Below are 22,290 nucleotides of genomic sequence, written 5' to 3'. Positions count from 1 at the left end.
GCTTCCTCCTTTACCAATAATTATACACGAACCTTTGTTCGAATTCAATTGAATAAAGAACGAGTGTTCTCATATAATATTAAAGACAAACGCCCCAAAAAGGATGGTAAACATGAAAGAAAAAAAATCTTCTTAGTTGATATGCAGTCGTTAAAATTGACCCGTTGTTAAAGGAATTGAAAGTTACACTTAATCATACTGTTGAAAAAATTAGACTTGAACATGTTGTAGATGCTAGGATCGCTTAAAAGGTTTAATAAAAGTAACACAATTACAATCAATTCTAAATATGTTATTATTTAAACAATCATTTTATAATAATAAGTAACTACTAGTGGGTGAAAAAATGGAAATCATTTATGAAACAAACCGTCTCTACTTAAGTGTTTTTGATGTTAATCACTTGGATTCACTTAAAGAGCTTTGGGGCAGTGGAGAAGTAATGGCTTTATGCAATGGGACGACCCCCCACGATGTAATCCCTCAAGTAATAAACGGGTATCGAAAATGTTATCAGTTAAATGGTTTATCTGTATACGCAGTCATAGAAAAAGAGACTAATGAGTTTATAGGTGCTGCCGGCTTCAATATTACCAGTACGTTAGATAACATTGAATTAATTTATCATTTTAACAAAAGATCTTGGGGGAAAGGTTTTGCAACAGAAGCAGCCAGTGCTTGTTTAGAAATGGCCAAAAAACATGGTAAAGTTAAAATGATTACAGCCTCTGCTGATCCACAGAATGCAGGTTCATTGAAAATTTTGGAAAAAATCGGTTTTGCCTATAAAGGTACAAAATGGTTTGAAGATACGAAACAAGAAGAACCGTACTATGAATATAAATTATAGACATACCCTTTTCTTAAGTAGATTCCAAATCTACTTTTTTATTTGTTTTCACTTATTTTAGGTGTGTATCTCTTAAGTTATCACTCTACAAAAACTTTTCTTTTACTTATGACTGCTTTTTTGATATCTCATTAAGTTACTTCCATTTACATCTGTTGAAAAACCAAATTTCTCATAATAAGGAATCAACCTGTTAGGGCAGTATAGTTCAACTCTTTCTACATCTTTGATGAGGGGATGTGATAGTAAGTTGCTCATTAAAATTGTACCTATTCCATTGTTACGGTAATTTTCTTTCGCGATTACATCAAAAATAAATGCTCTATAGAGGGTATCTGTTATGGCCCTTGCAAATCCAACCACCTCTTGTGACTCATCATGAATCAATCCTATAACTACATTACTATTCTTTATTAATTGCTTGATCTCAAACAGTTGACGATTTTTTGTCCACCATTCATTTTTAAATAAACATGCTAATTCTTCTAGTTGGTCTTTACGAAACTCCTCAATTACAGTAAATTTCATAGCTACCTATCCTTTACATCTTAAATATTTACATTCATATTACCACGTTATTCCAATAACTTGATTAGTATGTTCGACTTTTAAAAACGTTTCTTCTAAGATCTAACAAGGTTACTTTTACAAACAGCCTCCATTTATAAAATGAAACCTATTAACCATATTACTCGTAGTACAAGAAACTAGTAACTAGGAGTGAGGTTCATGTATGAATACAAATTTGTTGATATTGCTATAGGGACTTTTAGTGCATATCCGAAAGAAGATTACCAAGAAATTATTCATGAGCACGCACGTCAGGGATGGAAGCTTCATCAAATCCTTACCCCGCCCTTTGCTGCAGAGGGACGAGCAATAACAATGGAACTGATATTTGAAAAGAAACTAAGTTGATTGTAGTGGAAGGCGCGAAGACTCCTCGAAAATGCATACGCATTTTCTCGTGCAGAGTTAATTCTGAGATGATTACTCAACGTCCTGCGGAAAAAGCGGACAGGTAAGACCCCGCAGGAGCTTCTTTTTTACTTTTTCATTCATCTTTAAGCAACTAAATCATGAACATACACCCAAATTCTCCATATAATATTCAAAAATGGAGTTGAACCTCATGGTAAAATGGATTGATGTATCTACTTCCAAACATCAATTAAAGCTCTTTGATGGAAACCGACTTATTAAAACATACCCAATCGCAGTGGGTAAGATCTTAACACCAACACCTTCTGGGGCATACAAAATAATTAATAAACAAAGGAATCCAGGCGGGCCATTTGGAGTGCTATGGATGGGATTATCCAAACCTCATTACGGTATACATGGGACGAACAATCCCGCTTCAATCGGAAAAAATGTCTCCCACGGATGCATTAGAATGTTTAACCATGATGTTTTAGAATTATCATCTATGGTTCCAGTTGGCACGACTGTTAAAATTCATATATAATAAATCACTTTACTAATCGAAACAACCCCTTGTCTCTATTCGATAAACTACTTAATATGAGTTTTAAACCTTTAATAAGTATTAGCCTATTTTTCCCATCTACATATCTTCGACTACAATATAGGCTGCTTTCACAGGTCCGTGCACACCTACAACAAGCTTTGATTCAATATCAGCCGAGTTGCTTGGTCCTGTAATAAAATTAATACATGAAGCGATATGCTCTCCGTTTTTCACCTTTTCACTGATCCATCTTGCAGCCTGAGTTAATCTTGGCACAATCGTACTTTTTGGAATGATAATGAGAGAAGCATGTGGCAAGAAACTAACCGTTCTTCCTTTGTCTTTGTTGCTGAAAAGAACAGCCGTACCAGATTCGGCGAGAGTAATATCACTAATAGTCATCCCAATATTCGCTCTTTCTGCTGCATGAATATTTTCTTCTCCTTTTGATGGATCCCATTCATAAAATTCAATATTCTCCTCCTGCCATATATGCGCAAATAGTGGTGCTAAACCGAATTCTTGAAAACGTGAATCCCTCCATGCTACAACTGGACCACCACCGTATTTAGCAACGCATTGCCTCACCGTTTCCAAAAGGTCATTTTTATTCGTCATGAAAAAATCAGTATGAATGCTATTGCATTGAAGCTTCAATACTTTTACTAAATCGTCCTTGTCTGCACTCTTTAATACATTATCCTGAGGCTGATAATTCCACTTTGGCTTTTCTAGTTCAGTTTTAAGCTCATTCCTACCCAATTGTTTTGATATTGTATGTAGAAATTCATTTCGATTTTGGATCGATCCTTTCATCAGTTCCTCTCCCCTTCAGAACGATTTTTATACCAGTCACGGAATCTCTCTTTATGAGGGGCAGGAAATTCACGGATTTCTGTCCATGCTTTTAATGGCCCAGGACCTTTCGATATTTTTTCACCGGCAGTAAAAGGATTCATCGCGGTTGGTGCTATTTTTGAGCCTAATTTATAAAGGGATGGAGATGCAGCGCCAAGTCCAAAAGCTTTCATCATCAGCTTTTCAGATATCGGTGCTTTGCCTTCTTTTTCAACGATTACTTGACGATGCTTATGAAGTAATTCATGCAATGGAATTTTGACAGGACATGCTTCTGTACAAGCACCACATAATGTTGAAGCATATGGAAGCTCCTTATAGTCCTCATATCCCCCTAGAAGCGGTGATAAAACAGCACCAATCGGTCCTGAATAAATAGAACCATATGAATGGCCGCCAACCTGACGATACACTGGACATACATTGACACATGCTGCACAGCGGATGCATTGGAGAATGGACTGGAATTCACCACCGAGAATATCGGATCTGCCATTATCAACAATAACTAGATGAAAATCTTCCGGGCCGTCAACATCCCCTTCATCTCTTGCACCTGTTAGCACCGTCACATAGCTGGACAGCTTTTGGCCTACTGCACTCCTCGTTAATAAACTAACAAGTATATCTAATTCTTCAAATGAAGGTACTAGTCTTTCCATTCCCATTACAGTAATTTGTGTCTTCGGTAATGAAGTTACTAAGTCGGCATTCCCTTCATTTGTTACTAAACAAATGGAGCCTGTTTCGGCAACAGCAAAATTACAGCCTGTAATCCCAACATCAGCTGTTAAATATTCATTTCTTAATGTTTCTCTCGCATGCCAAGCTAATTCTTCAGGACGATCTGATTTATCATAATTAATTTTTTTTGTAAAAACATCCTTCACTTGCTGTCTATTTTTATGCATGGCTGGACCGACAATATGGGAAGGTCGATCATCATCTAGTTGAAGAATATATTCCCCTAAATCTGTTTCAAGGACTTCACAGCCAGCCTTTTCGAGCACAGCATTAAGGTTAATTTCTTCTGTCACCATTGATTTGGATTTAACAATTTTCTTAGCATTTTTTTCTTTTATGACATCCCGAATATATTGACTAGCCTCTTCAGCATTCTTGGCAAAATAAACATGCCCTCCCCTATTTGCAACGCTTTCACTTAGCTGAAATAAATAGTAATCGAGATTTTCTAATACGTGTTGACGAATTTCCTCTCCGAGAGAGCGCCATTCTTCCCAGTTTCCAAGCTCTTCAGCTGCAGCTAATTTACGTAAGCGAAGATTATCTTGTACACCTGATACCGCTCTTCTCATAAAAGCATTATGTATCCCAGCGTCTACTCGATCATTAAAACTGTCTGTTCCAATTTTCATTGACATTCTTCAAGTCACCCTTTTCATAAAAAGTCCTTTATCAATCATTAGCGACTATTTAACACTTCAGCAATATGAAGAACCTTTATTGGTTTACCAACACGTTCTATTCTCCCGCCAATATTCATTAAGCAGCCCCCGTCAGCACCAATTAAATATTTTGCCTTCGTTTCCTCAATATGCTTCACTTTTTCATCAACCATTTGTTCAGATATTCGAGCCATTTTTACTGAGAAGGTTCCCCCGAACCCACAGCAATTATGTTTACCAGGAAGCTCTGTCATTTCAAGACCTTTAACATTTCGCAAAAGAAGCATCGGTGTTTCTTTCACACCCAATAATCTTGTCATATGGCAAGAAGTATGAAAGGTTGCACTTCCTTCCAATCGTGCTCCCACATCTTCAACCTTTAAAACATCAACAATAAACTGTGTTAATTCAAATGTTTTTGCTGCTAATCCTTTTGCTTTCAACTCCCAAACAGGATCCCCTTTAAAAATAGTAGGATATTCATGAAACATGTATGCACATGAGCCTGATGGAGAAACAACATACTCTGCATGCTCGAACGCTGTAATCATTCTCTTCATTGCTTCCTTTGATTCCTTTACATATCCGCTATTATAAGCAGGCTGTCCACAGCAAACCTGTGATTCAGGAAAATCAATTTCACAGCCAAGCCGCTCTAGAACCTCAACCGTTGCCTTGCCTATATTTGTTTGAAACATATCAACAATGCATGTCGCAAAAAGACTAACTTTCATAACATCATCCCTCTTTCTAAAACAAGTAGTACTTTTTAACGTAACATGAAATCCCGATAAAATTTGCACTATATTCTAAATTTTACTACAAATCTAGTTACATGCGTTGGGTTTTTTACTTTAATGCATTAATCTTGTTACTTGTAAAAGCAAAAGCTATGATGAACTGAAACATAAAAGGGGTTCCTGCCTATCAATTTCGTCAACAATAAGTTATAATTACTAGTTGATGTTTTATTATTTTTAAAGGGGCTCCAATAAATGAAAATTATTTGTTCGACTTTAAATGCAAAATACATTCATACGAATATTGCCATTCGCTATTTAAAGGCATTTGCTCAACCTGAATTTAATATTGATCTCGCAGAATATACGATTAAAGATCCCGTTATGAATATCGTTACAGATCTCATTCAGAAAAAACCTAAAATTATTGGCTTTAGCTGCTATATATGGAATATTGAAGAAACAATTAAAGTTGTAAAAATGATTAAGAAGATTGATCCTTCTATCAAAATTATCGTAGGGGGTCCTGAAGTTACATATGATGTGATGGATTGGATGAACTCAGTTAATGAATTTGACTTTATTGTCATTGGAGAAGGGGAAGAAACGTTTAAACAACTACTAGTTCAGTTAACTAGCGAACACAACATCGAAAATGTACATGGCATTGCCTACCGGAAAGATGGAGTGGTTAAGATTAATCCACAACGCAATAAGCTCGACTTGCGGGATCTGCCGTCACCATTTAGGTTTGAGGAGGATCTTCCTCATCTTTCAAAACGTGTTACTTATATTGAAACAAGTCGCGGCTGCCCATTCTCTTGTCAATTTTGTCTTTCTTCCATTGAAGTTGGTGTACGCTACTTTGATCGCGAAAAGATTAAAGAAGATATTCGTTATTTAATGAACAATGGTGCAAGGACGATTAAGTTCGTTGACCGTACATTCAATATAAGTCGGAGTTATGCAATGGAAATGTTCCAATTTCTTATTGATGAGCATTTGCCCGGTACCGTTTTTCAGTTTGAAATTACAGCTGATATTATGCGGCCGGAAGTCATTGAATTTTTAAATAAAGAGGCGCCACCAGGATTATTCCGCTTTGAAATCGGTGTTCAATCAACAAATGATTATACAAATGAACTTGTCATGAGAAAACAGAATTTTGAGAAGCTATCTCGTACCGTTACGATGGTAAAAGACGGAGGGAAAATCGACCAGCATCTCGACTTAATCGCTGGTTTACCAGAAGAAGATTATCACTCCTTCAGAAAAACATTTAATGATGTTTTCGCAATGAGACCAGAAGAGCTTCAGCTAGGATTTTTGAAGTTATTAAGAGGGACTGGATTGCGATTACGTGCAGAAGAGCATCATTATGTCTATATGGACAATGCGCCATATGAGATGCTCGGAAATAATGTTCTATCATTTGACGATATCATTAAAATCAAACAAGTTGAAGATGTGCTTGAAAAATATTGGAATGCACATAGAATGGATTTTACAATCGAATATATCGTGTCAAATGTTTTTCCATCTGCATTTGATTTCTTTCAGGCTTTCGGAACATATTGGGAGGAAAGAGGCTGGTCAAGAATTGGCCATCAATTGGAGGATTTATTCAAGCGTCTTTATGAATTTCTGCAATCGGAAGAAATAAATGATTTAGAAATTATTAAGGACTTAATGAAATATGACTATCTTTCAAGACAAAAGTACAAACCAAGAAAACCTTGGTGGAATATAAGTTTAGATAGGCAGAAGAGATCGGCTATTTATCAAAGCATTCTACAAAACCCTACTCCATTTGGAACGAAGTTTGTAGAACTCCAACTGAATGAAAAAGATATTTATAAACATACCCTAATCGAAATGCTATCGTTTAATATTGAAGACTATTTTATAAATGGAAAAATCCGAAAAAACCCTACTATCCTTCTTGCTTATTTCGATTCGATTAATGAAAAGACATTACTTTTCTCAGCTCTTTCCAAATAAGTTTAAGCAAAGAACCGGCAATTACTTGAACCGGTTCTTTGCTTTTCATTCAAGCTCTTCCCTTTCTTCCTGCTTTCGAGTTTCGGTTTGCCCCTTTCATTGGATTTTCTCCTGCACTAAACTCAGTTGAAAAATCAGCTTCTTGCAAATTTTTTTTCGGTGTTTTCGCATACTTTTCTGCTGCATCAAATTGTGCCTTTCTCTTCACCATTACAAATACCTCCTATTCACCAGCATCTTACCCTTTAAAAGAATAAAGATAAATATTCCAACAACAAACGAGATGGCTTTATTCTATTGTTTTCTTTTCTCATATTTTCATTCATTCTTATTACTTACGATAAATTTGAAAAGTGATTCATAAAATAATTCGATTAACGAATGCTAATAAGTAAAATGGCATGAAAAGGTGAGAACATGAAAAGAAAAGAAGAAAATGAGAATATACAAGCTGGGGAAAATATTGGTATTGATGAAACACTTCCACACCAAATTGAGGCACCTAGTTTTAAAGGCACCGGGATTAAAATGGAGCCAACTTTCAAGAATTCACATGATGTCATAATTGGTGACAGTTCGTATGCTTCCGAGCAATCCCCATTAGAAAATTGGAGTGAGAATACTGATCCTGCGATTATGGCTGGAGATGAATGGGTCCATCCAACAAATGATATCGGCTGGAATACAGGAGAAAACAAAGATTTGCTCGAAAAGAAAAAGCGGCCAAATGCTAGTCCATTTATGCACCCGACACATGATGTCAGCAGGGGAACAGATTAAGAAATGGACATAGGCTCGTCTTATAACACAGCAAGATATAAAAAAATCCGGGAACATAGTCCCGGATTTTTTTATCCAATAATTATTCTTTCTTTCGGATAATGATAGTTCGTCTTTTTCTCTTTCCCACCAATAATAAACAGGAAGGAAGTTAAACCAATTCGACCAATAAACATCAAGATCATAATAATGCATTTCCCTACTATGCTTAAGTCTGGGGTAATTCCCATTGACATCCCTGTTGTACCGAAGGCTGAGCATACTTCAAAGATAATTTCGATAAGCTCATGCTGTTTTTCTGTAAAGCACATAATTAAAACGGAAATTAAGCACATTCCACTAGCTAGTATAGTAATCGCCAATGATTTTAATATATCATCTTGATGCAATTCCCGATTAAAAATTTTAATATCACGAATTCCCTTCGCAAAATGAAAAATAAACAAAATGTTTAATGCAAAAGTTGTCGTTCTTATTCCGCCACCAACTGAACTTGGAGAGGCACCAATAAACATTAATACACTTAGCACTAATAATGTTGGCAATGAATATTCACTTACATCCATTGTAGTGAGTCCAGCACTTCTTGTCGTGGCTGACTGAAATAAGGCATAGAAAAAGCTTTGGTGCCATGACATCCCTTTAAAATAATGTCGAAATTCTAAAATTAAAATCGCAATCGTTCCAACAACGAGCAAAATTGCGTAAGTAAGTGTCGTTAGCTTTGTAAACAAAGAAAACCGAAAAGCAAGACCTAGTTCATTCTTTTTATTATATAAATACTGTTTTGCTTCTATTAACACTGGAAAACCAATTGCGCCAAGGGCGATCAAAATAATATTAATGAGTTGAACAAAGTAATCACTCTCAAAAGGAACGAGTGAGGAACCGGTTATATCCATTCCAGCATTTGTTGTCGCACTGACAGAAGCAAACAAACCATGGAGAAATGCTTCTTCCCATGCCGAATAATATTTTAAAAAATGAAACCCTAAAATGATTGCTCCTACTAGTTCAATGACAAGAATAATTTTAATGATTTCACGAATCAAATTAACGAGCCCTGATAAAGCGAATTGGTTATGATCGGCCATTATTAATCGACGGCTGCGCAAACCAATTTTCCTGCCTAAAATCAACCAAAAAAACGTTCCTAATGCCATAATTCCAATTCCGCCAAATTGAAGCACGAACATAATAACAAAGTAACCGAATGTACTATATGTTTCGGAAATATTTACAACCGTTAAACCGGTAACACTTACTGCACTTACCGCTGTAAAAACCGTATCAATGAATGCTACCTTTACACCTGGCAAATGGACTGCAGGAATTCTTAATAATAATACAGAGACTGTAACGGCCAATAGATAATAGCCTGATATAGCCTGAGCGGGTGATAATTTTTTCAGCCAGACTTTTATCTTTTTCCACATTGAATAATATTTTCCTTTCATTCGTTTTTATCTATCCTATCATAAAGAAAATATTTGTTAATTGAAAGTGTAAATTAAGAAAAAATATTACCACTTATGAAATTGAATTTTTACATCATACTACCATTACAGAGGATTTTCTTCTGTCCTAATTTTATAGAGGAGATGAAATACATTGGCAAATAGCAGCAATAAATTACTTGTTCCTGGTATTGAACAATATTTAGATCAAGTTAAGTATGAGATTGCCCAAGAATTTGGCGTCACATTAGGATCTGATACTGCTTCACGAGCAAATGGTTCCGTTGGTGGAGAAATAACAAAAAGACTCGTACAACAAGCTCAAGCACAATTAGGCGGGAACAATAAATAATCTAAAGTATGACATGTTCCTCGTTGTGAAAGCAAATCACATATATTTCTTAGACAAGAATAAAAGTCCGGATTTCTCCGGACTTTTTATTTATTCTTATGTTTTTGGTTTTCATTAATATGACGCTGTTTATTAAATACCTTTTCTTGTTATTGCTGATTATCTTGATGCTTTTTTTGATTCCCTTGTCCCTTTTTCTGATTCCCTTGGCTTTTTTGCTGATTGCCTTGATGGTTTTGGCCTTTCCCTTGGCCTTTTTGCTGATTGCCTTGATGGTTTTGGTTATTTCCTTGACCTTTTTGTTGATTCCCTTTACGGTTTTGGTTATTTCCTTGACCTTTTTGTTGATTGCCTTGATGGTTTTGGTTATTTCCTTGACCTTTTTGGTGATTGCCTTGATGGTTTTCTTGATAATTTTGCTGTTTTTGCTTCTCGTTATTTTTTTGTTTCTTTTCTATATTTTTGTTTTGATTATTTTCGTTCTTCCAATTAGATGAATGTTGATTATGATTGCTCTCTTTTTTCTTATCCTGTCCAGGACTCTGATGGTTGTTTTTGTTTGCCTGCCCTGGCGGAATTTGTTTATCCCCTTTATTTTCTTTCGTAGACTTCGAACTTGACTCCATTTTATTTTGAGAGGTTGACTGGCTTGCTTTTAATTGATTTTCTTTATATTGACCTGTAGTAAGTCCCTTATCTTTTGCTATTGCTCGCTCCTCTTTTGATCCCTCAACAACCTTTAATTCAAGCTGTTCACTATTAATCATATTTTTTATTTCTACCATTTCTTTTTTCCAGCGGTCATTTAACTCTAACTCATTCTCTTTCTCGGATACAGCAGCGAGCAATACTGAATGATTATTATGGATAAATCCCTGTTCTTTCATCTCTCGAACAATTTCACTCGTTAAGACGTGAATAGTTTTCTTTTTCCAATTATGAAGATTAGCAATAATTTGTTTTCCATTTTCATTGTAAGGCGTCATTTCAATTACTTGGAATTTACTATTGACGCCTAATTCAATACTTGGGTTTGCATCAATCGACATATATGCATATACTTCATTATCATTGGAAAAAGGCATGAGCATTGCAAATACTAAAAAAAACAATAAGGCAACAGCGAAAGCTGCCTTCATTTTAAAACTTTTTAAAAAGTCGAGTAGGAATAATTTCCTTCTTTCTTCTTGAACAACAGGAAAAAAATCAATTTCCTGGCCAATTTCATAGTGTTTATGATGATTACTGGCACGGAGAAATTCACCTTCCGGCGTTAGGAGCGTTAAAAAATCCTTATTTATTTCCATGATTATTCCTTTTTTCACGCTTCCAACACCCCTTTTATGTAATCCTTTAAATAAATATAATCTCCGATTAAGATTAGCGAAATAGCAATAATATATTTCCGATTTCTTTCGATTGTTTTTCTGCTTATTGAAACATATTTTTCAAGTTGTTTAATAGGAAGTCGCTTTTTTTCAAGTAAACTATTTTTCAGGTCAGATTCACCAGCAAGTATTTGTGCAACGGTCATTGCGTTTTTTCGTGCATCTGCATGCTTTGGTGTTTGTTCAATTAAGTCTTGAAATGATAAGTCAAACTCTCGGAGTACTTCAATAAATTGCTTTATCTCATCACGTCTTAATTCTTCATCGGTTTTCTTTCGGTAGTTCTCTAGGGATAATTCATCCTCAATGTAAGAACGTGGAAATTCATCTTCATCTAGTTCAGTGGAAATCTCAAAGCTTAGATTTTGATGTTTTACTTGTGTACGAATATAGTCAATAACTCTCCGTTTAATGAGAACCTCAGCAAAGCTTATAAGAGAATTCCCTTTTTCAGGACTAAATTTTTGGATCGCTTCATTAAACGCGATTAGGCCAATGCTAAATTCATCATCTGACTCATAGATATATCTTTTACAAACAGATGACACTGTTTTTGCAATAAATGGCTTATATGTTTCGATTAATTCATTTTGTAGTTGTATATTGCCCTGCTGTATTGCGATTATCGTTTCTTCAAGTGTGTTTTTTCGCTTTTTTGCCATGAACAGCATACTTAGCATAGCCTCACCTCTTTACCCAACACATTATACCATACGAGGCAACGCTTGTTTTTATAAGGGTCAGCTATGATACAAGAAAGCCACAAAAATAGAGCGGCTTTCTTGCTAATTGTTCATGCTTTACTATTGTTTATTTTCGTTCTTTTTTTGTTTTTGCTCATGTTAATGTTTTTGATGCTCATTCTTCATGTTTTGTTTATATTCTTTTCGTTCTTGCTTCTCCTGATTTTTCATTTCCTTCCATTGCTTCTTTGCTTCTTCACGTTTTACCTTTTCTTCTTGTTTAACTAATTTACGTGCTTCTTTCTCTTTTTCACGTGCTAATTTTACCTGCTCGTGCTCTGCTTGTTTTTCTTGTTTTACCTTAGCCTTTGTCTCTTTTGGGACATTTACTGAAATGGCAGCAGCTTCATCAGTCTTTTTCATTTCATTATTTACTTTCACTTCTTTAGTCACTTCAGAATTCTCATTATTATTTGGTTTTTCATCTGTAATAACATCTTGTTCTTCATTTTTTAGTTCATATTTTTTCTCAAGTTTAGCGATTTTCTTCGCCAACTTTGCATAGCTTTTTTCAATATTTTTTTGTAAAGCTGCCTTCGCAACCGGATTTTTAACTTTTTCTAATGCTGCTTTAAGAGCAATGATATTTTGTGAAAGTAATTGATTTACTTCATCAGTTGCTCCTTCCTCTTTGGTCACAACATCTATTTTTCCATTTTCAACTTTCGGATTTTCGGTTTTTGTAGATTCCTCAGTTGAATCTTTATCATTGGAAGCAATATTTTCTATGTTTGAAATATGTTCAATCGCCTTTTTAATTAATTCAGTAGCTTCATCTTCCTTTCCATTTTTAAAAAGGACATCTGCTTCTGCAAATCGTTCTGCGGCATATTCAGCAAGTATTTTTGCTTCTTTCTCTTTATCAAAAGTAACAGCTAAATGCATTTTTTCGAATGCAATTTTAGCAAAATAGAAGAAACTTCCTGGTATTAGAGAAGGTGTCTCTGTCTCATTCACTTCTTGCTTAGATGTATTCGTTACACTATGGGGTAAATCAACAGTCTGATATGTTTTTTCTACAGTTTCATCCTTTTCATTTGCAAATGCATTTGTAGTAGAAAAAGTAAGCGTACCTGCAATGACTAAAGCTAGTGTACCTTTTGTTATTTTTGCCAATTCTTTGTTAGATAAGTACTTCATTCATTTCACCTCATAGTTGTATTTAAGCGGCCCGCTTATTCATTACATGGGTACGAGAGGAAAGAAGATTTTTTTGGGGGTGCAAATATGAATTTTTGGCAAACGCTAAAAAAGCACTATCATTATTATTCAAAAATAGGACTAGCGCATGATCTTGAGTTGCTTGAAAATTTTTTTCTACTACAATATCTCTATGTGATACTATCGATTTTTTTTAATGCTGTTTTACGACTGAAAGATGATAAAAATAAAAAATAGAACCTTTTTCAAACTAGAAAAAGGTTCTATAAAATAAACTTAATTCACATTCACATATAATTTCATATGCATAGCAAAGCTTAGCTTCATCATTCTTTATCTTGATTTTGCTTGTTTCCATCATTCCTATCTGTTTTAACAATTTTCAAAAGCTCTTCAAGCATATTCTCCATATCATTACGTGTATATTGTCGTTTCTCTGAAACGGAAACTTGAGACTCATTTTCCTCTTCCTGTTCTTCAACTGTCTCCGCTCGTTCTTCTAATAAATATGCAGGAATTAAATCTCCATCTGGTGTTGCATACATTTTATTTAAACGACGAGTCTCTTTATCAAAAAAGCTATATACAACAGGAATGACAAATAAAGTTAAAAGTGTACTACTTATTAACCCGCCGATAACGGCAATTCCCATCGGTTGATTAATTTCTGTCCCTTCTCCAATCCCCAATGCAAGAGGAATTAAGCCAAGAATCGTTGTTAAAGCTGTCATAAAGATCGGTCTAGCTCGATCTTTAACTGAAATGACAATGGCGTCATATGCTTTTAATCCACTTTTTTTCTTTTTATTAATATAATCTGCAATAACGATCGCATTATTAACGACAATACCAGCTAAAACAATAATTCCTATAATCGCTGTAATCCCAATCGGTGTTCTTGATGCTGTCAGGGCAATTGCCACTCCAATCACCATAAGTGGTACTGTAAACATAATGACGAAAGGATATTTCAAGGATTCGAATTGGGCAGCCATCACAAGATAAATAAAAATAATCGCTAACACGAACGCCATAATCATATCATCCATTGCAGAATCTAATAGTTCACGCTCTCCGCTGAAGACAATTTCAGTTTCATCAGGGAGATTAAGCTCTGCAATTTTTTTATCAACAGCTTTAGACACAACTCCTAAGTTAGTTGTTGACTTATATTTTAGGGTAAATTGAACAGCTCTTTGCTGGTTTATACGTTGTATTCTGACAGGCCCTTCTCCTTGCTCAATATTTGTTACATCACCAAGAGCAACATAGCTTCCATTAGGCTTTTTAATGAGAAGTGTTTTTAATTTATCTAAATTCTGCGTTACTTCCTTGTCATATTCGACGAATATACTATAAATATTCGATTCTTTATCAATCATTTGCGTTGCCCTATTCCCACGTGTAACATCATTCACCATCATCGCAATTTGCCCAGGAGCTAAACCATGCTCTAATGCTTTGTCACGATCAACAGTAATTTGAACTTCTTCAACTGCATTCATTAAATCTGTTGATAATTCTGTCACATCATCAAGTTCTTTTAACTGTTCAAATATTTGATCAACATTCGAATTTAGTTGTGTCATATTCGAATTCCTTACACTAAAAGTTAATGTGTTTGGAGTCGATCCTGATGAAGATTGAGCACTAAAACTTAATTTCGCAGTTTGATTTGCTGTTTTAGCAACTCTTTCTAGAGTTTTCTTGATGTCATCAACAAATTGTAAAGTTGAGCGTTCACGTTTATTTAATCCCTTCATTTTCACATAAAACTCTGCGACATTTGCATTTTTCGAGCCACGGAAGGAGCCTTCTTGAGTTGTACCGGTCAGACTTACATATGTATCAACTTCTTCTTCCTCTGCTAGCTCTTTTTCCATTGAAGCAACAACTTTCTCCGTTTCAGTTAATGCAGTCCCATTTTCTAAATCAACACGTATCGTAAAAAATCCTTCATCTGTACTTGGCAGAAATTGCGTTCCTACTGTCGTTAACCCATATGCCCCACCACCAAGAAGCAAAAGTGAAATGATAATAACAGCAGCACGATGCCGCAGTGACCACTTAACAGCTTTTTCAAGATTGAGCATGATGATAGAGTTTTGTCTTTTTATTTCAATGTCTTTTTTCGGAGCCTTTAACAGTCTGCTTGCAAGCATTGGAACGACTGTAAGAGCGACAACTAATGAAGCAAATAAACTAAAGGAAATAGTCATTGCAAATTCTGTAAAAAGTTCACCAATAATCCCTGTTATGAACACAACAGGTAGGAACACGGCAACAGTCGTCAAAGTAGAAGCTGTAATCGCCCCACCAATTTCTTTCGTTCCATCCATTGCAGCTTCTTTTGAATTTTTCCCCATCGACAAGTGACGATAAATGTTTTCAATGACAACAATTGAATTATCGACAAGCATTCCAATTCCAAGTGCAAGTCCACCCAATGTCATAATATTAAGTGTGAACTTCGAGAAATACATGAGAACAAATGTGAAAATGACGGAATACGGAATCGATATGCCAATAATCAGGGGGCTTTTCACATTTCTTAAGAAGAAGAAAAGTACAATCATGGCGAACAACCCACCAAGGATTAAGGAATTGGAAATATTTCCAATAGCAAGCTGAATAAAATCACCTTGATCAAAAAGAACATCATAATCAATATTTTCATATTTCTCTGTTGCCAATAATTTATCAAGCTCCTGTTTGAATTCCCGGGATACTTCAGCAGTATTGGCATCCGACTGCTGTAAGACGCTTAATAATACCGAGGGAGCTTGGTTTGTTCTTGTAATCGTTCGGTCATCTTGATTTCTTAGCACTACCTGACTAATTTCCTTAAGCTTTATTTTACTACCATTAAGAGGGTTCATTGCTACAGTAAGATTTTTTAACGTCTCAATTGAATCAATCGAACTGATGATTCTGGTCGTTAATTCTTTGTCACTAGTTAAAATCGTATCCCCAGGCAATGATATATTATTTGATTGAATCACATTGACAATATCTTCTTGGCTTAACTTATATTCCTGTAATTTTTCTTGATTAAGCTCAACACGTACCTCTTTAATTTCCGTCCCTGAAAGGTTTACACTCGCAACACCATTAACCTTTGTCAGTTCCAATTTCAACTGATCGGCAATTTGTCTTAACATACTCGCATCTTCGTTAGAACTAAGTGACAATTGAATGACCGGAAATTGTGATGGATCGAATTTTAAAAATCGTGGACGATCTACTCCATCAGTCATTGGTGTTTGATCGATGCGTTGCATCACTTCATTTTGAATGTCATCAATATTTGTAGTCCAGGAAAATTGTAGTAAAATTAGATTTGCACTTTCTTGTGAGGAAGAGGTCATCGTTTTTACCCCAGGAAGTGTTGCAAGATTTCCTTCCAATGGTTTTGTCACCTTTTCCATTACCTCTTCAGGACTTGCTCCTGGATATGTTGTCACAACAACCCCGACTGGCGGATTAATATCAGGAATTAGCTTCATCGGGATATTTAAGAGAGAAACGATACCGAGGATTAAGATTAAAAACATCGTTACAAGTGTAAAAATCGGTCGTTTAATCGAGAAATTACTAATTTTCACAAATGATGCTCCTTTCAAATGGACTGTATATGTACATTAATTTGGATATCATATCAAGCCTATATTTAGACAACCCATTATAACTATATAAAAGGACATATGACGGTGCAAGCAAACATACTACAATTTATGTGTAATATACGTGAAACCGAATTTAGTTCATTAAATACAAAAAATGAGAAAGCAGCCATTAAGCTGCTTTCTCATTTTTTGTAATAGTAAAGCCAGTAACCCCGTAAACGACAGTTAATAGTGGGGATAATAAACAAAAAAAGGTGAAGGGCAAGTACTGGATTGTCTCAACCCCCAAAACACCTGTTAAAAATACACCACATACACTCCAAGGCACTAACGGATTAACAACCGTCCCCGCATCCTCTAGCACTCTTGAAAGGTTTTTAAGCTGCAGCCCTGCAGCTTCATATGAATTTTGAAAAGCATTTCCAGTTAATAAAATCGAGAGATACTGCTCTCCAAGTAAAAAATTGATGCCGATCGCTGTACAAGCTGTCGAAGCAATTAAAGTTGAAACTTTCCGTAATAATCGTTGCATCCCTTTTAACAATGCTGGTATAATTCCTAATTTAAACAAAAGTCCTCCCATTGCGAGAGCTAATAATACTAAAGAAATGGAAAACATCATACTTTCAATCCCTCCGCTTGAAAGAAGGGCATCAATTTCCTTTGACCCACTGTTTGATTCAAACCCAGAAAAAAGGATATTCATCATTTTATCAAAAGCAAAATCCTTTTGAATAAAAAGACTACATATTAATGCGGATATAATTCCGGCAGATAATGTAACAAGTGCAGAAACTCTCTTTAATGCACAAATAGCTAAAATAATAAAAGGTATCACAGAATACCAATGAACAAATCCAAGTTCCAATAATGTTTTCTTTAAAAAAGTTATTTTGGAAAAGTCAGCAGCAGCCTCTCTAGGTGATAAAAACGCGAAAAGAATAAATGAGATAATGAAAGCAGGTACGGTTGTCCATGCCATATTACGAATATGCTCGAACATATCAACTTTCACAATCATTGATGCTAAATTTGTTGTATCAGAAAGAGGAGACATTTTGTCCCCAAAAAATGCACCGGAAATAATAGCGCCGGCTGTAATAGAATCAGATAATCCAAGTGCTGATGAGACGCTCATAAAAGCAACACCTAACGTAGCTGCTGTTGTTAGTGAGCTACCAATACTCATTCCAATTATGGAAGTAACGACAAATGCAATCGCATAAAAAAACTTCCCATTTACTACTTCTAAGGCAGAATAAATGAATGTCGGTATTGTTCCACTCACCATCCAACTGCTAATTAGCATGCCAATGAGAAAGAAAATAAATATCGCTCCTAAACCCGATTTGGCGCCATCTATTAAACCAGCCTCCAACTCCTTAATCTTCACCTTTTTTACAATTCCATATAAAAATAACGCCATAATGGCTAGTACAATAGGAATATGTGGGACAACACCAGCAAAAATAATAGCAGAGCTAATTCCACCTAATAAAATAAATGTAATGATAAATGCTTCAATCGGTTTTAATGTAATGGCTTGGTCTTCCTTCATTGATTCTTCCTCCTTAAATAAAAAATAAAAGAGCTCAACTGAAGAAAGAGCTCGTGTAAAATATATTTAATCCACTAACTTACTTGAACGCTTTTTAGCATTAAAGCAAAATATAATATTAATATAATAATAGGATTGCATTTTGTCAAGAAAGCTTTTTGTTGTTGCTTTCCAAGCAATAAAAAAACGGTTCCTAAAATAGGAACCGTTTACCAAATTTAATGTTCTGAATCCATTGGATTATATAATTTCACATCCGGATTTTTTTCTTGGAACCAACGAAGTGCAAAATCATTCTCAAATAAAAATACATTCTTCTCGAATCGATCATGAACGAGCACACTGCGGGAACTTGAAAGATTTTCGCTCACTTCATCTCCTTCAACCCAGCGGACAATTTTCGAACCAATTCTTTCCATAATCACTTCAGTATTATATTCATTTCTCATTCTATGTTCAAACACTTCAAACTGAAGCTGTCCGACTGCACCAAGCAATAAATCCTCTGTTTTCACCGTTTTATAAAGCTGAATGGCCCCTTCCTGAACAAGCTGCTGAATACCTTTATGAAAATGCTTTTGTTTCATTACATTTTTTGCATACACTTTTACGAAGAGCTCAGGAGTGAATTGCGGAAGCCGCTCAAACTGAAAATGATCTTTCCCCGATGTTAGTGTATCCCCAATTTGGTATGTGCCCGTATCATAAATACCAATAATGTCGCCACTCACAGCCGTATCAACAGTTGTTCTATCATCCGCCATAAATTGTGTTGACTGTGAAAGCTTAATTTGCTTTTCAAGCCTTGGAATATTTACAGACATCCCTCTTTCAAATTGCCCTGAGCATATTCGCAGGAAAGCAATTCTATCACGATGTGCTGGATTCATATTAGCTTGAATTTTAAAAATAAATCCTGAAAAGCTTTCTGAAAGCGGATCAATTTCACCCACAGTTGAATTGCGTGCCTGTGGAGGTGGAGCGAATTGCAAGTATGACTCTAAAAATGTTTGGACACCAAAATTCGTTAATGCACTGCCGAAAAATACTGGAGTGAGCTCTCCGTTTGCAATTCTTTCTGCTGAAAATTCATTTCCCGCTTCATTCAGCAGCAAGATTTCTTCAAGTGTCTGCTCATAAAGACCTGAACTCTTTAATGTATGCTCCCCATCAATCTCACCGTCTTCATTTAAAGCAACAAAACGCTTCTCTTCGTCAACACGAAATTGTTCAATCCGCTTGTTAAAACGGTCGTAAATTCCTAAAAACTCTTTCCCCATACCGATCGGCCAGTTCATAGGATATGATTCGATTCCCATCACTTCTTCAAGCTCAGCAAGCAGCTCTAGCGGTGTTCTTCCTTGGCGATCAAGTTTGTTTATAAAAGTAAAAATAGGAATTCCTCTCATGCGGCAAACCTTAAATAGCTTTAGAGTCTGTTCTTCAATCCCTTTAGCCGAGTCAATAATCATAACTGCGCTATCTACCGCTGTTAATGTTCGGTACGTATCTTCACTAAAATCTTGGTGACCTGGTGTATCAAGAATATTTACCCTAGCCCCATTATAATCAAACTGCATGACACTAGATGTTACAGAAATTCCCCGTTGCTTTTCAATTTCCATCCAGTCGCTTGTTGCATATTTTCCTGTTTTCTTACCCTTAACCGTCCCTGCATCACGTATTGCACCACCGAAGAGAAGCAACTTCTCAGTAAGCGTTGTTTTCCCTGCATCCGGGTGGGAAATAATCGCGAACGTTCTTCGTGATAATACTTCATCATTAAATTTTTTATTCATGTAAATTTTCCTCACTGATTCTTAAATAAAATCACATTCAACTTTGTTTATCGAAAAAACTAAACAATAGTATAATTTTATCTTCCTGAAAAACAGATTGCAAGGCTGTATATTTTGCAGCACCATAAATTTCTTAATCATAATAATTTAGTGCAAGCTTTTATTTTATCAGCGGATTTTAACTATTTATCAGCGGAGTTTGCTTGTTTATCAGCCGATTAGAAGTATTTATCAGCCGAATCCAACCTTTTATCAGCCGACACATCCATTCCTAAAGAAATTACAAAAAAAGCCACCTGAGGCATTACCCAAAGGTGGAATTCTATTAGTCTATTCGATAGGCACGAGTCCTGAATCCAGCAAAAAGAAAAGCGAGTGCCTGTGCAAAAAAGAAAAGTCCCCAAAATTGTGCCGGAACAATAACAGTCGCATTTGCAAGCCCAGTAGCATCACCAGCAGCATTCGATTGCACGAAGCTTAACATTAAAATTGTAAAGGATGAGGAAATCGATTCAACTAGTAAGATACTTGCAATTAACAAAAGACAATTTTGAACGAGCGAGCCTGAACCTTTATAAAGCAAAAGAAGAAAAGCAGCTCCAAAGGAAATAAGCCAAAACAAGCCATAAAAATTGCGTACCCAAAAGACTAAATTTACAACAATAAAAATAAGTAGAATGATAATCAATGGTTTGTATTTTTTCCTACTAATAAGCCATAAAGATAGGAAAGCCATAAAGGAGGAAAACACATAGCCTGCAATCCCAGTAAAAAAGCCACCAAACCAACCTGAATGACTTGTATACGTTACACCTTCGGTATTAGTGAACAATGAAATTTTATGCACCTTTCCACCAAATAATGCCATTAATGCATGACCTGATTCATGGATAACAGTATTTATTAGTTTTACATAATTTCCGATAATCGGGATATTTGTTAAAATAATGGCTGCAACAACAAAGATGAAAAATTTCCAACTTATTAGCCCTTTAATCGTGTTCAATATAAAAACTCCTTTATTAGATTCTTAAATTGTCAATAAACTTTCACTATTATGTTCATTTATAATACGAAATGAGTAACGAGAAGTTTCATAGATTAGAATGGCATACATTTCTTATTAATTCGTTTTTTTACTTTTTAAGAATTATAATTAAGTTATTGTGACTGATGAAATTTAATTATGATAAATTATTTTTTGGGGAGGTAACTGATGGATTCCATTACCCATACACTATTTGGATTTGCCTTATATGGTACTATCGATAAAAAGGAAATGGATAAAAATCATAAAAAAGCATTCTTAATGACCTCTGTTGGAGCAAGTTTAATTCCGGATATTGATGTTATTTCTAGATTCTGGGATACAGAAGGCCAATATCAAATGTGGCATCGAGGAATTACCCATTCACTTTTCCTAACACCCCTTTGGGCGTTGCTCTTTTTTTTGCTCAGCATGTTATTCTTTAAAACAAAGGATAAAAGGTTATTTTTCCTAGGCTTGCTTGCCGTTTTTATTCATGATACTAGTGATCTTTTCAATGCTTGGGGAACAGGCTATTTCGAACCATTTTCATCAATGAGGGTCACATTTGGCACGATTCCAATAGTTGATTTAGTATTTTGGCTGATTTTAGGAATTGCCTACATTTTTTCACGGCGTAATAAAGTAAAAGCTCCTCATTATTTCAAAATAGCATGGTTGTTTATTGTGATTAATGTCGTTATTCAGACTACACAGGGCTACTTTATTTACAAACAATACGAAGAAAAGTATGAGCAAATTGCACTTTCAGCTGATTTTATTCCATGGAATTTCCATGTCATTGCTAAAAAAGACAATACCATCACGATTTATAAAGATAATTTATTTCAGGAAAAGCGTAGACAAGTCGTTTTGCAATCAGCGATACATGCAGACTTGGACATGCTTTTTGAAGAAAAGCCAGAAGCAAAGACCCTATACGAATGGGCACCATTTGTTGTACTCGTAGATGATCATGAACGGCTTGGACTTTATGACCCCCGTTTTTATCGCAATGGACAGTCCTTTTTATTTGAATTTATCGAGAAAAATACAAAAAGATGAGGGGCTTT

Annotated in this window: 21 protein-coding genes; 8 read left to right on the top strand and 13 right to left on the bottom strand. The window is 35.4% G+C overall.

What is annotated here, in order from left to right; translation table 11 throughout:
- Positions 1-346: 346 nt before the first annotated feature.
- Complete coding sequence (locus KDN24_RS09230) at positions 347-850, top strand: GNAT family N-acetyltransferase (RefSeq protein ID WP_409974574.1); 504 nt, start codon at positions 347-349, stop codon at positions 848-850.
- 102 nt (positions 851-952) lie between these two features.
- On the opposite strand, the gene KDN24_RS09225 is transcribed toward KDN24_RS09230, so the two are convergent.
- A complete protein-coding gene (locus tag KDN24_RS09225) occupies positions 953-1,378 on the bottom strand; it encodes a GNAT family N-acetyltransferase (RefSeq protein WP_409974573.1) in 426 nt (141 codons plus the stop codon).
- A 201-nt stretch (positions 1,379-1,579) separates the two neighbouring features.
- Between KDN24_RS09225 and KDN24_RS09220 the strand changes: the two genes are divergently transcribed.
- Together KDN24_RS09220 and KDN24_RS09215 are read left to right on the top strand one after the other, a co-directional pair.
- Positions 1,580-1,768: a DUF4177 domain-containing protein gene (locus KDN24_RS09220; protein ID WP_409974572.1), complete on the top strand. Its 189-nt coding sequence runs from the start codon at positions 1,580-1,582 to the stop codon at positions 1,766-1,768.
- A 214-nt stretch (positions 1,769-1,982) separates the two neighbouring features.
- Positions 1,983-2,318, top strand: coding sequence for a L,D-transpeptidase (locus KDN24_RS09215; RefSeq protein WP_409974571.1), 336 nt, complete (start codon positions 1,983-1,985; stop codon positions 2,316-2,318).
- A 99-nt stretch (positions 2,319-2,417) separates the two neighbouring features.
- On the opposite strand, the gene KDN24_RS09210 is transcribed toward KDN24_RS09215, so the two are convergent.
- Genes KDN24_RS09210 through lutA form a run of 3 tightly spaced genes read right to left on the bottom strand, consistent with a single transcriptional unit; the run spans position 2,418 to position 5,319 of the window.
- Positions 2,418-3,137, bottom strand: a complete 720-nt coding sequence (locus tag KDN24_RS09210; protein WP_409974570.1) for a LutC/YkgG family protein — start codon at positions 3,135-3,137, stop codon at positions 2,418-2,420.
- Positions 3,137-4,561 (bottom strand): LutB/LldF family L-lactate oxidation iron-sulfur protein, encoded by a 1,425-nt coding sequence (locus KDN24_RS09205; protein WP_409974569.1) that lies wholly within the window; start codon positions 4,559-4,561, stop codon positions 3,137-3,139. The genes KDN24_RS09210 and KDN24_RS09205 overlap by 1 nt, the downstream gene beginning before the upstream one ends.
- A 41-nt stretch (positions 4,562-4,602) precedes the next feature.
- Entirely contained in the window at positions 4,603-5,319 is a 717-nt protein-coding gene (lutA, locus tag KDN24_RS09200; protein WP_409974568.1) for a lactate utilization iron-sulfur protein LutA, read from the bottom strand.
- Between the two features lie 261 nt (positions 5,320-5,580).
- Here lutA and KDN24_RS09195 point away from each other — a divergent pair, with 261 nt between their 5' ends.
- A complete protein-coding gene (locus KDN24_RS09195; RefSeq protein WP_409974567.1) occupies positions 5,581-7,326 on the top strand; it encodes a B12-binding domain-containing radical SAM protein in 1,746 nt (581 codons plus the stop codon).
- Between the two features lie 49 nt (positions 7,327-7,375).
- Here KDN24_RS09195 and ykzP read toward each other — a convergent pair whose 3' ends face one another.
- Positions 7,376-7,537 (bottom strand): protein YkzP, encoded by a 162-nt coding sequence (ykzP, locus tag KDN24_RS09190; RefSeq protein ID WP_409974566.1) that lies wholly within the window; start codon positions 7,535-7,537, stop codon positions 7,376-7,378.
- Between the two features lie 206 nt (positions 7,538-7,743).
- On the opposite strand from ykzP, the gene KDN24_RS09185 reads away from it, so the two are divergent.
- A complete protein-coding gene (locus tag KDN24_RS09185) occupies positions 7,744-8,106 on the top strand; it encodes a DUF3905 domain-containing protein (protein WP_409974565.1) in 363 nt (120 codons plus the stop codon).
- A gap of 71 nt (positions 8,107-8,177) precedes the next feature.
- On the opposite strand, the gene KDN24_RS09180 is transcribed toward KDN24_RS09185, so the two are convergent.
- Entirely contained in the window at positions 8,178-9,542 is a 1,365-nt protein-coding gene (locus KDN24_RS09180; RefSeq protein ID WP_409974564.1) for a TrkH family potassium uptake protein, read from the bottom strand.
- A 175-nt stretch (positions 9,543-9,717) separates the two neighbouring features.
- Here KDN24_RS09180 and KDN24_RS09175 point away from each other — a divergent pair, with 175 nt between their 5' ends.
- A complete protein-coding gene (locus KDN24_RS09175) occupies positions 9,718-9,915 on the top strand; it encodes an alpha/beta-type small acid-soluble spore protein (RefSeq protein WP_409974563.1) in 198 nt (65 codons plus the stop codon).
- A 149-nt stretch (positions 9,916-10,064) separates the two neighbouring features.
- Here the strand turns inward: KDN24_RS09175 and KDN24_RS09170 are convergent, their stop codons facing one another.
- The 3 genes from KDN24_RS09170 to KDN24_RS09160 all read right to left on the bottom strand — a co-directional run bounded on the left by KDN24_RS09170 (position 10,065) and on the right by KDN24_RS09160 (position 13,186).
- Positions 10,065-11,240 carry an anti-sigma factor domain-containing protein gene (locus KDN24_RS09170; RefSeq protein ID WP_409974562.1) on the bottom strand — a complete coding sequence of 392 codons (1,176 nt, stop codon included), beginning with the start codon at positions 11,238-11,240 and terminating at the stop codon, positions 10,065-10,067.
- On the bottom strand, positions 11,237-11,983 hold the full coding sequence (sigI, locus tag KDN24_RS09165; RefSeq protein WP_409974561.1) for an RNA polymerase sigma factor SigI: 747 nt from the start codon (positions 11,981-11,983) through the stop codon (positions 11,237-11,239). The genes KDN24_RS09170 and sigI overlap by 4 nt, the downstream gene beginning before the upstream one ends.
- 162 nt (positions 11,984-12,145) lie before the next feature.
- Positions 12,146-13,186 (bottom strand): DUF5667 domain-containing protein, encoded by a 1,041-nt coding sequence (locus KDN24_RS09160; RefSeq protein WP_491348388.1) that lies wholly within the window; start codon positions 13,184-13,186, stop codon positions 12,146-12,148.
- Positions 13,187-13,273: 87 nt separating this feature from the next.
- Between KDN24_RS09160 and KDN24_RS09155 the strand changes: the two genes are divergently transcribed.
- Positions 13,274-13,444, top strand: a complete 171-nt coding sequence (locus KDN24_RS09155) for a hypothetical protein (protein ID WP_409974558.1) — start codon at positions 13,274-13,276, stop codon at positions 13,442-13,444.
- Positions 13,445-13,533: 89 nt separating this feature from the next.
- Here KDN24_RS09155 and KDN24_RS09150 read toward each other — a convergent pair whose 3' ends face one another.
- The 4 genes from KDN24_RS09150 to KDN24_RS09135 form a co-directional block, all read right to left on the bottom strand.
- Positions 13,534-16,812, bottom strand: coding sequence for an efflux RND transporter permease subunit (locus KDN24_RS09150; protein ID WP_409974557.1), 3,279 nt, complete (start codon positions 16,810-16,812; stop codon positions 13,534-13,536).
- Positions 16,813-17,002: 190 nt separating this feature from the next.
- Complete coding sequence (gene nhaC, locus KDN24_RS09145; protein ID WP_409974556.1) at positions 17,003-18,391, bottom strand: Na+/H+ antiporter NhaC; 1,389 nt, start codon at positions 18,389-18,391, stop codon at positions 17,003-17,005.
- Between the two features lie 218 nt (positions 18,392-18,609).
- A complete protein-coding gene (locus tag KDN24_RS09140) occupies positions 18,610-20,190 on the bottom strand; it encodes a peptide chain release factor 3 (protein ID WP_409974555.1) in 1,581 nt (526 codons plus the stop codon).
- 325 nt (positions 20,191-20,515) lie between these two features.
- Positions 20,516-21,196 (bottom strand): M50 family metallopeptidase, encoded by a 681-nt coding sequence (locus KDN24_RS09135; RefSeq protein WP_409974554.1) that lies wholly within the window; start codon positions 21,194-21,196, stop codon positions 20,516-20,518.
- Positions 21,197-21,406: 210 nt separating this feature from the next.
- Between KDN24_RS09135 and KDN24_RS09130 the strand changes: the two genes are divergently transcribed.
- Positions 21,407-22,282: a metal-dependent hydrolase gene (locus KDN24_RS09130; RefSeq protein WP_409974553.1), complete on the top strand. Its 876-nt coding sequence runs from the start codon at positions 21,407-21,409 to the stop codon at positions 22,280-22,282.
- Positions 22,283-22,290: the final 8 nt, after the last annotated feature.

The sequence above is a fragment of the Cytobacillus sp. Bva_UNVM-123 genome, from assembly GCF_046351715.2.
GTDB lineage: Bacteria > Bacillota > Bacilli > Bacillales > Cytobacillaceae > Cytobacillus.
The sequence above is the reverse complement of the archived record's forward strand: the minus strand, read 5'-3'. Positions and strand labels throughout refer to the sequence as shown.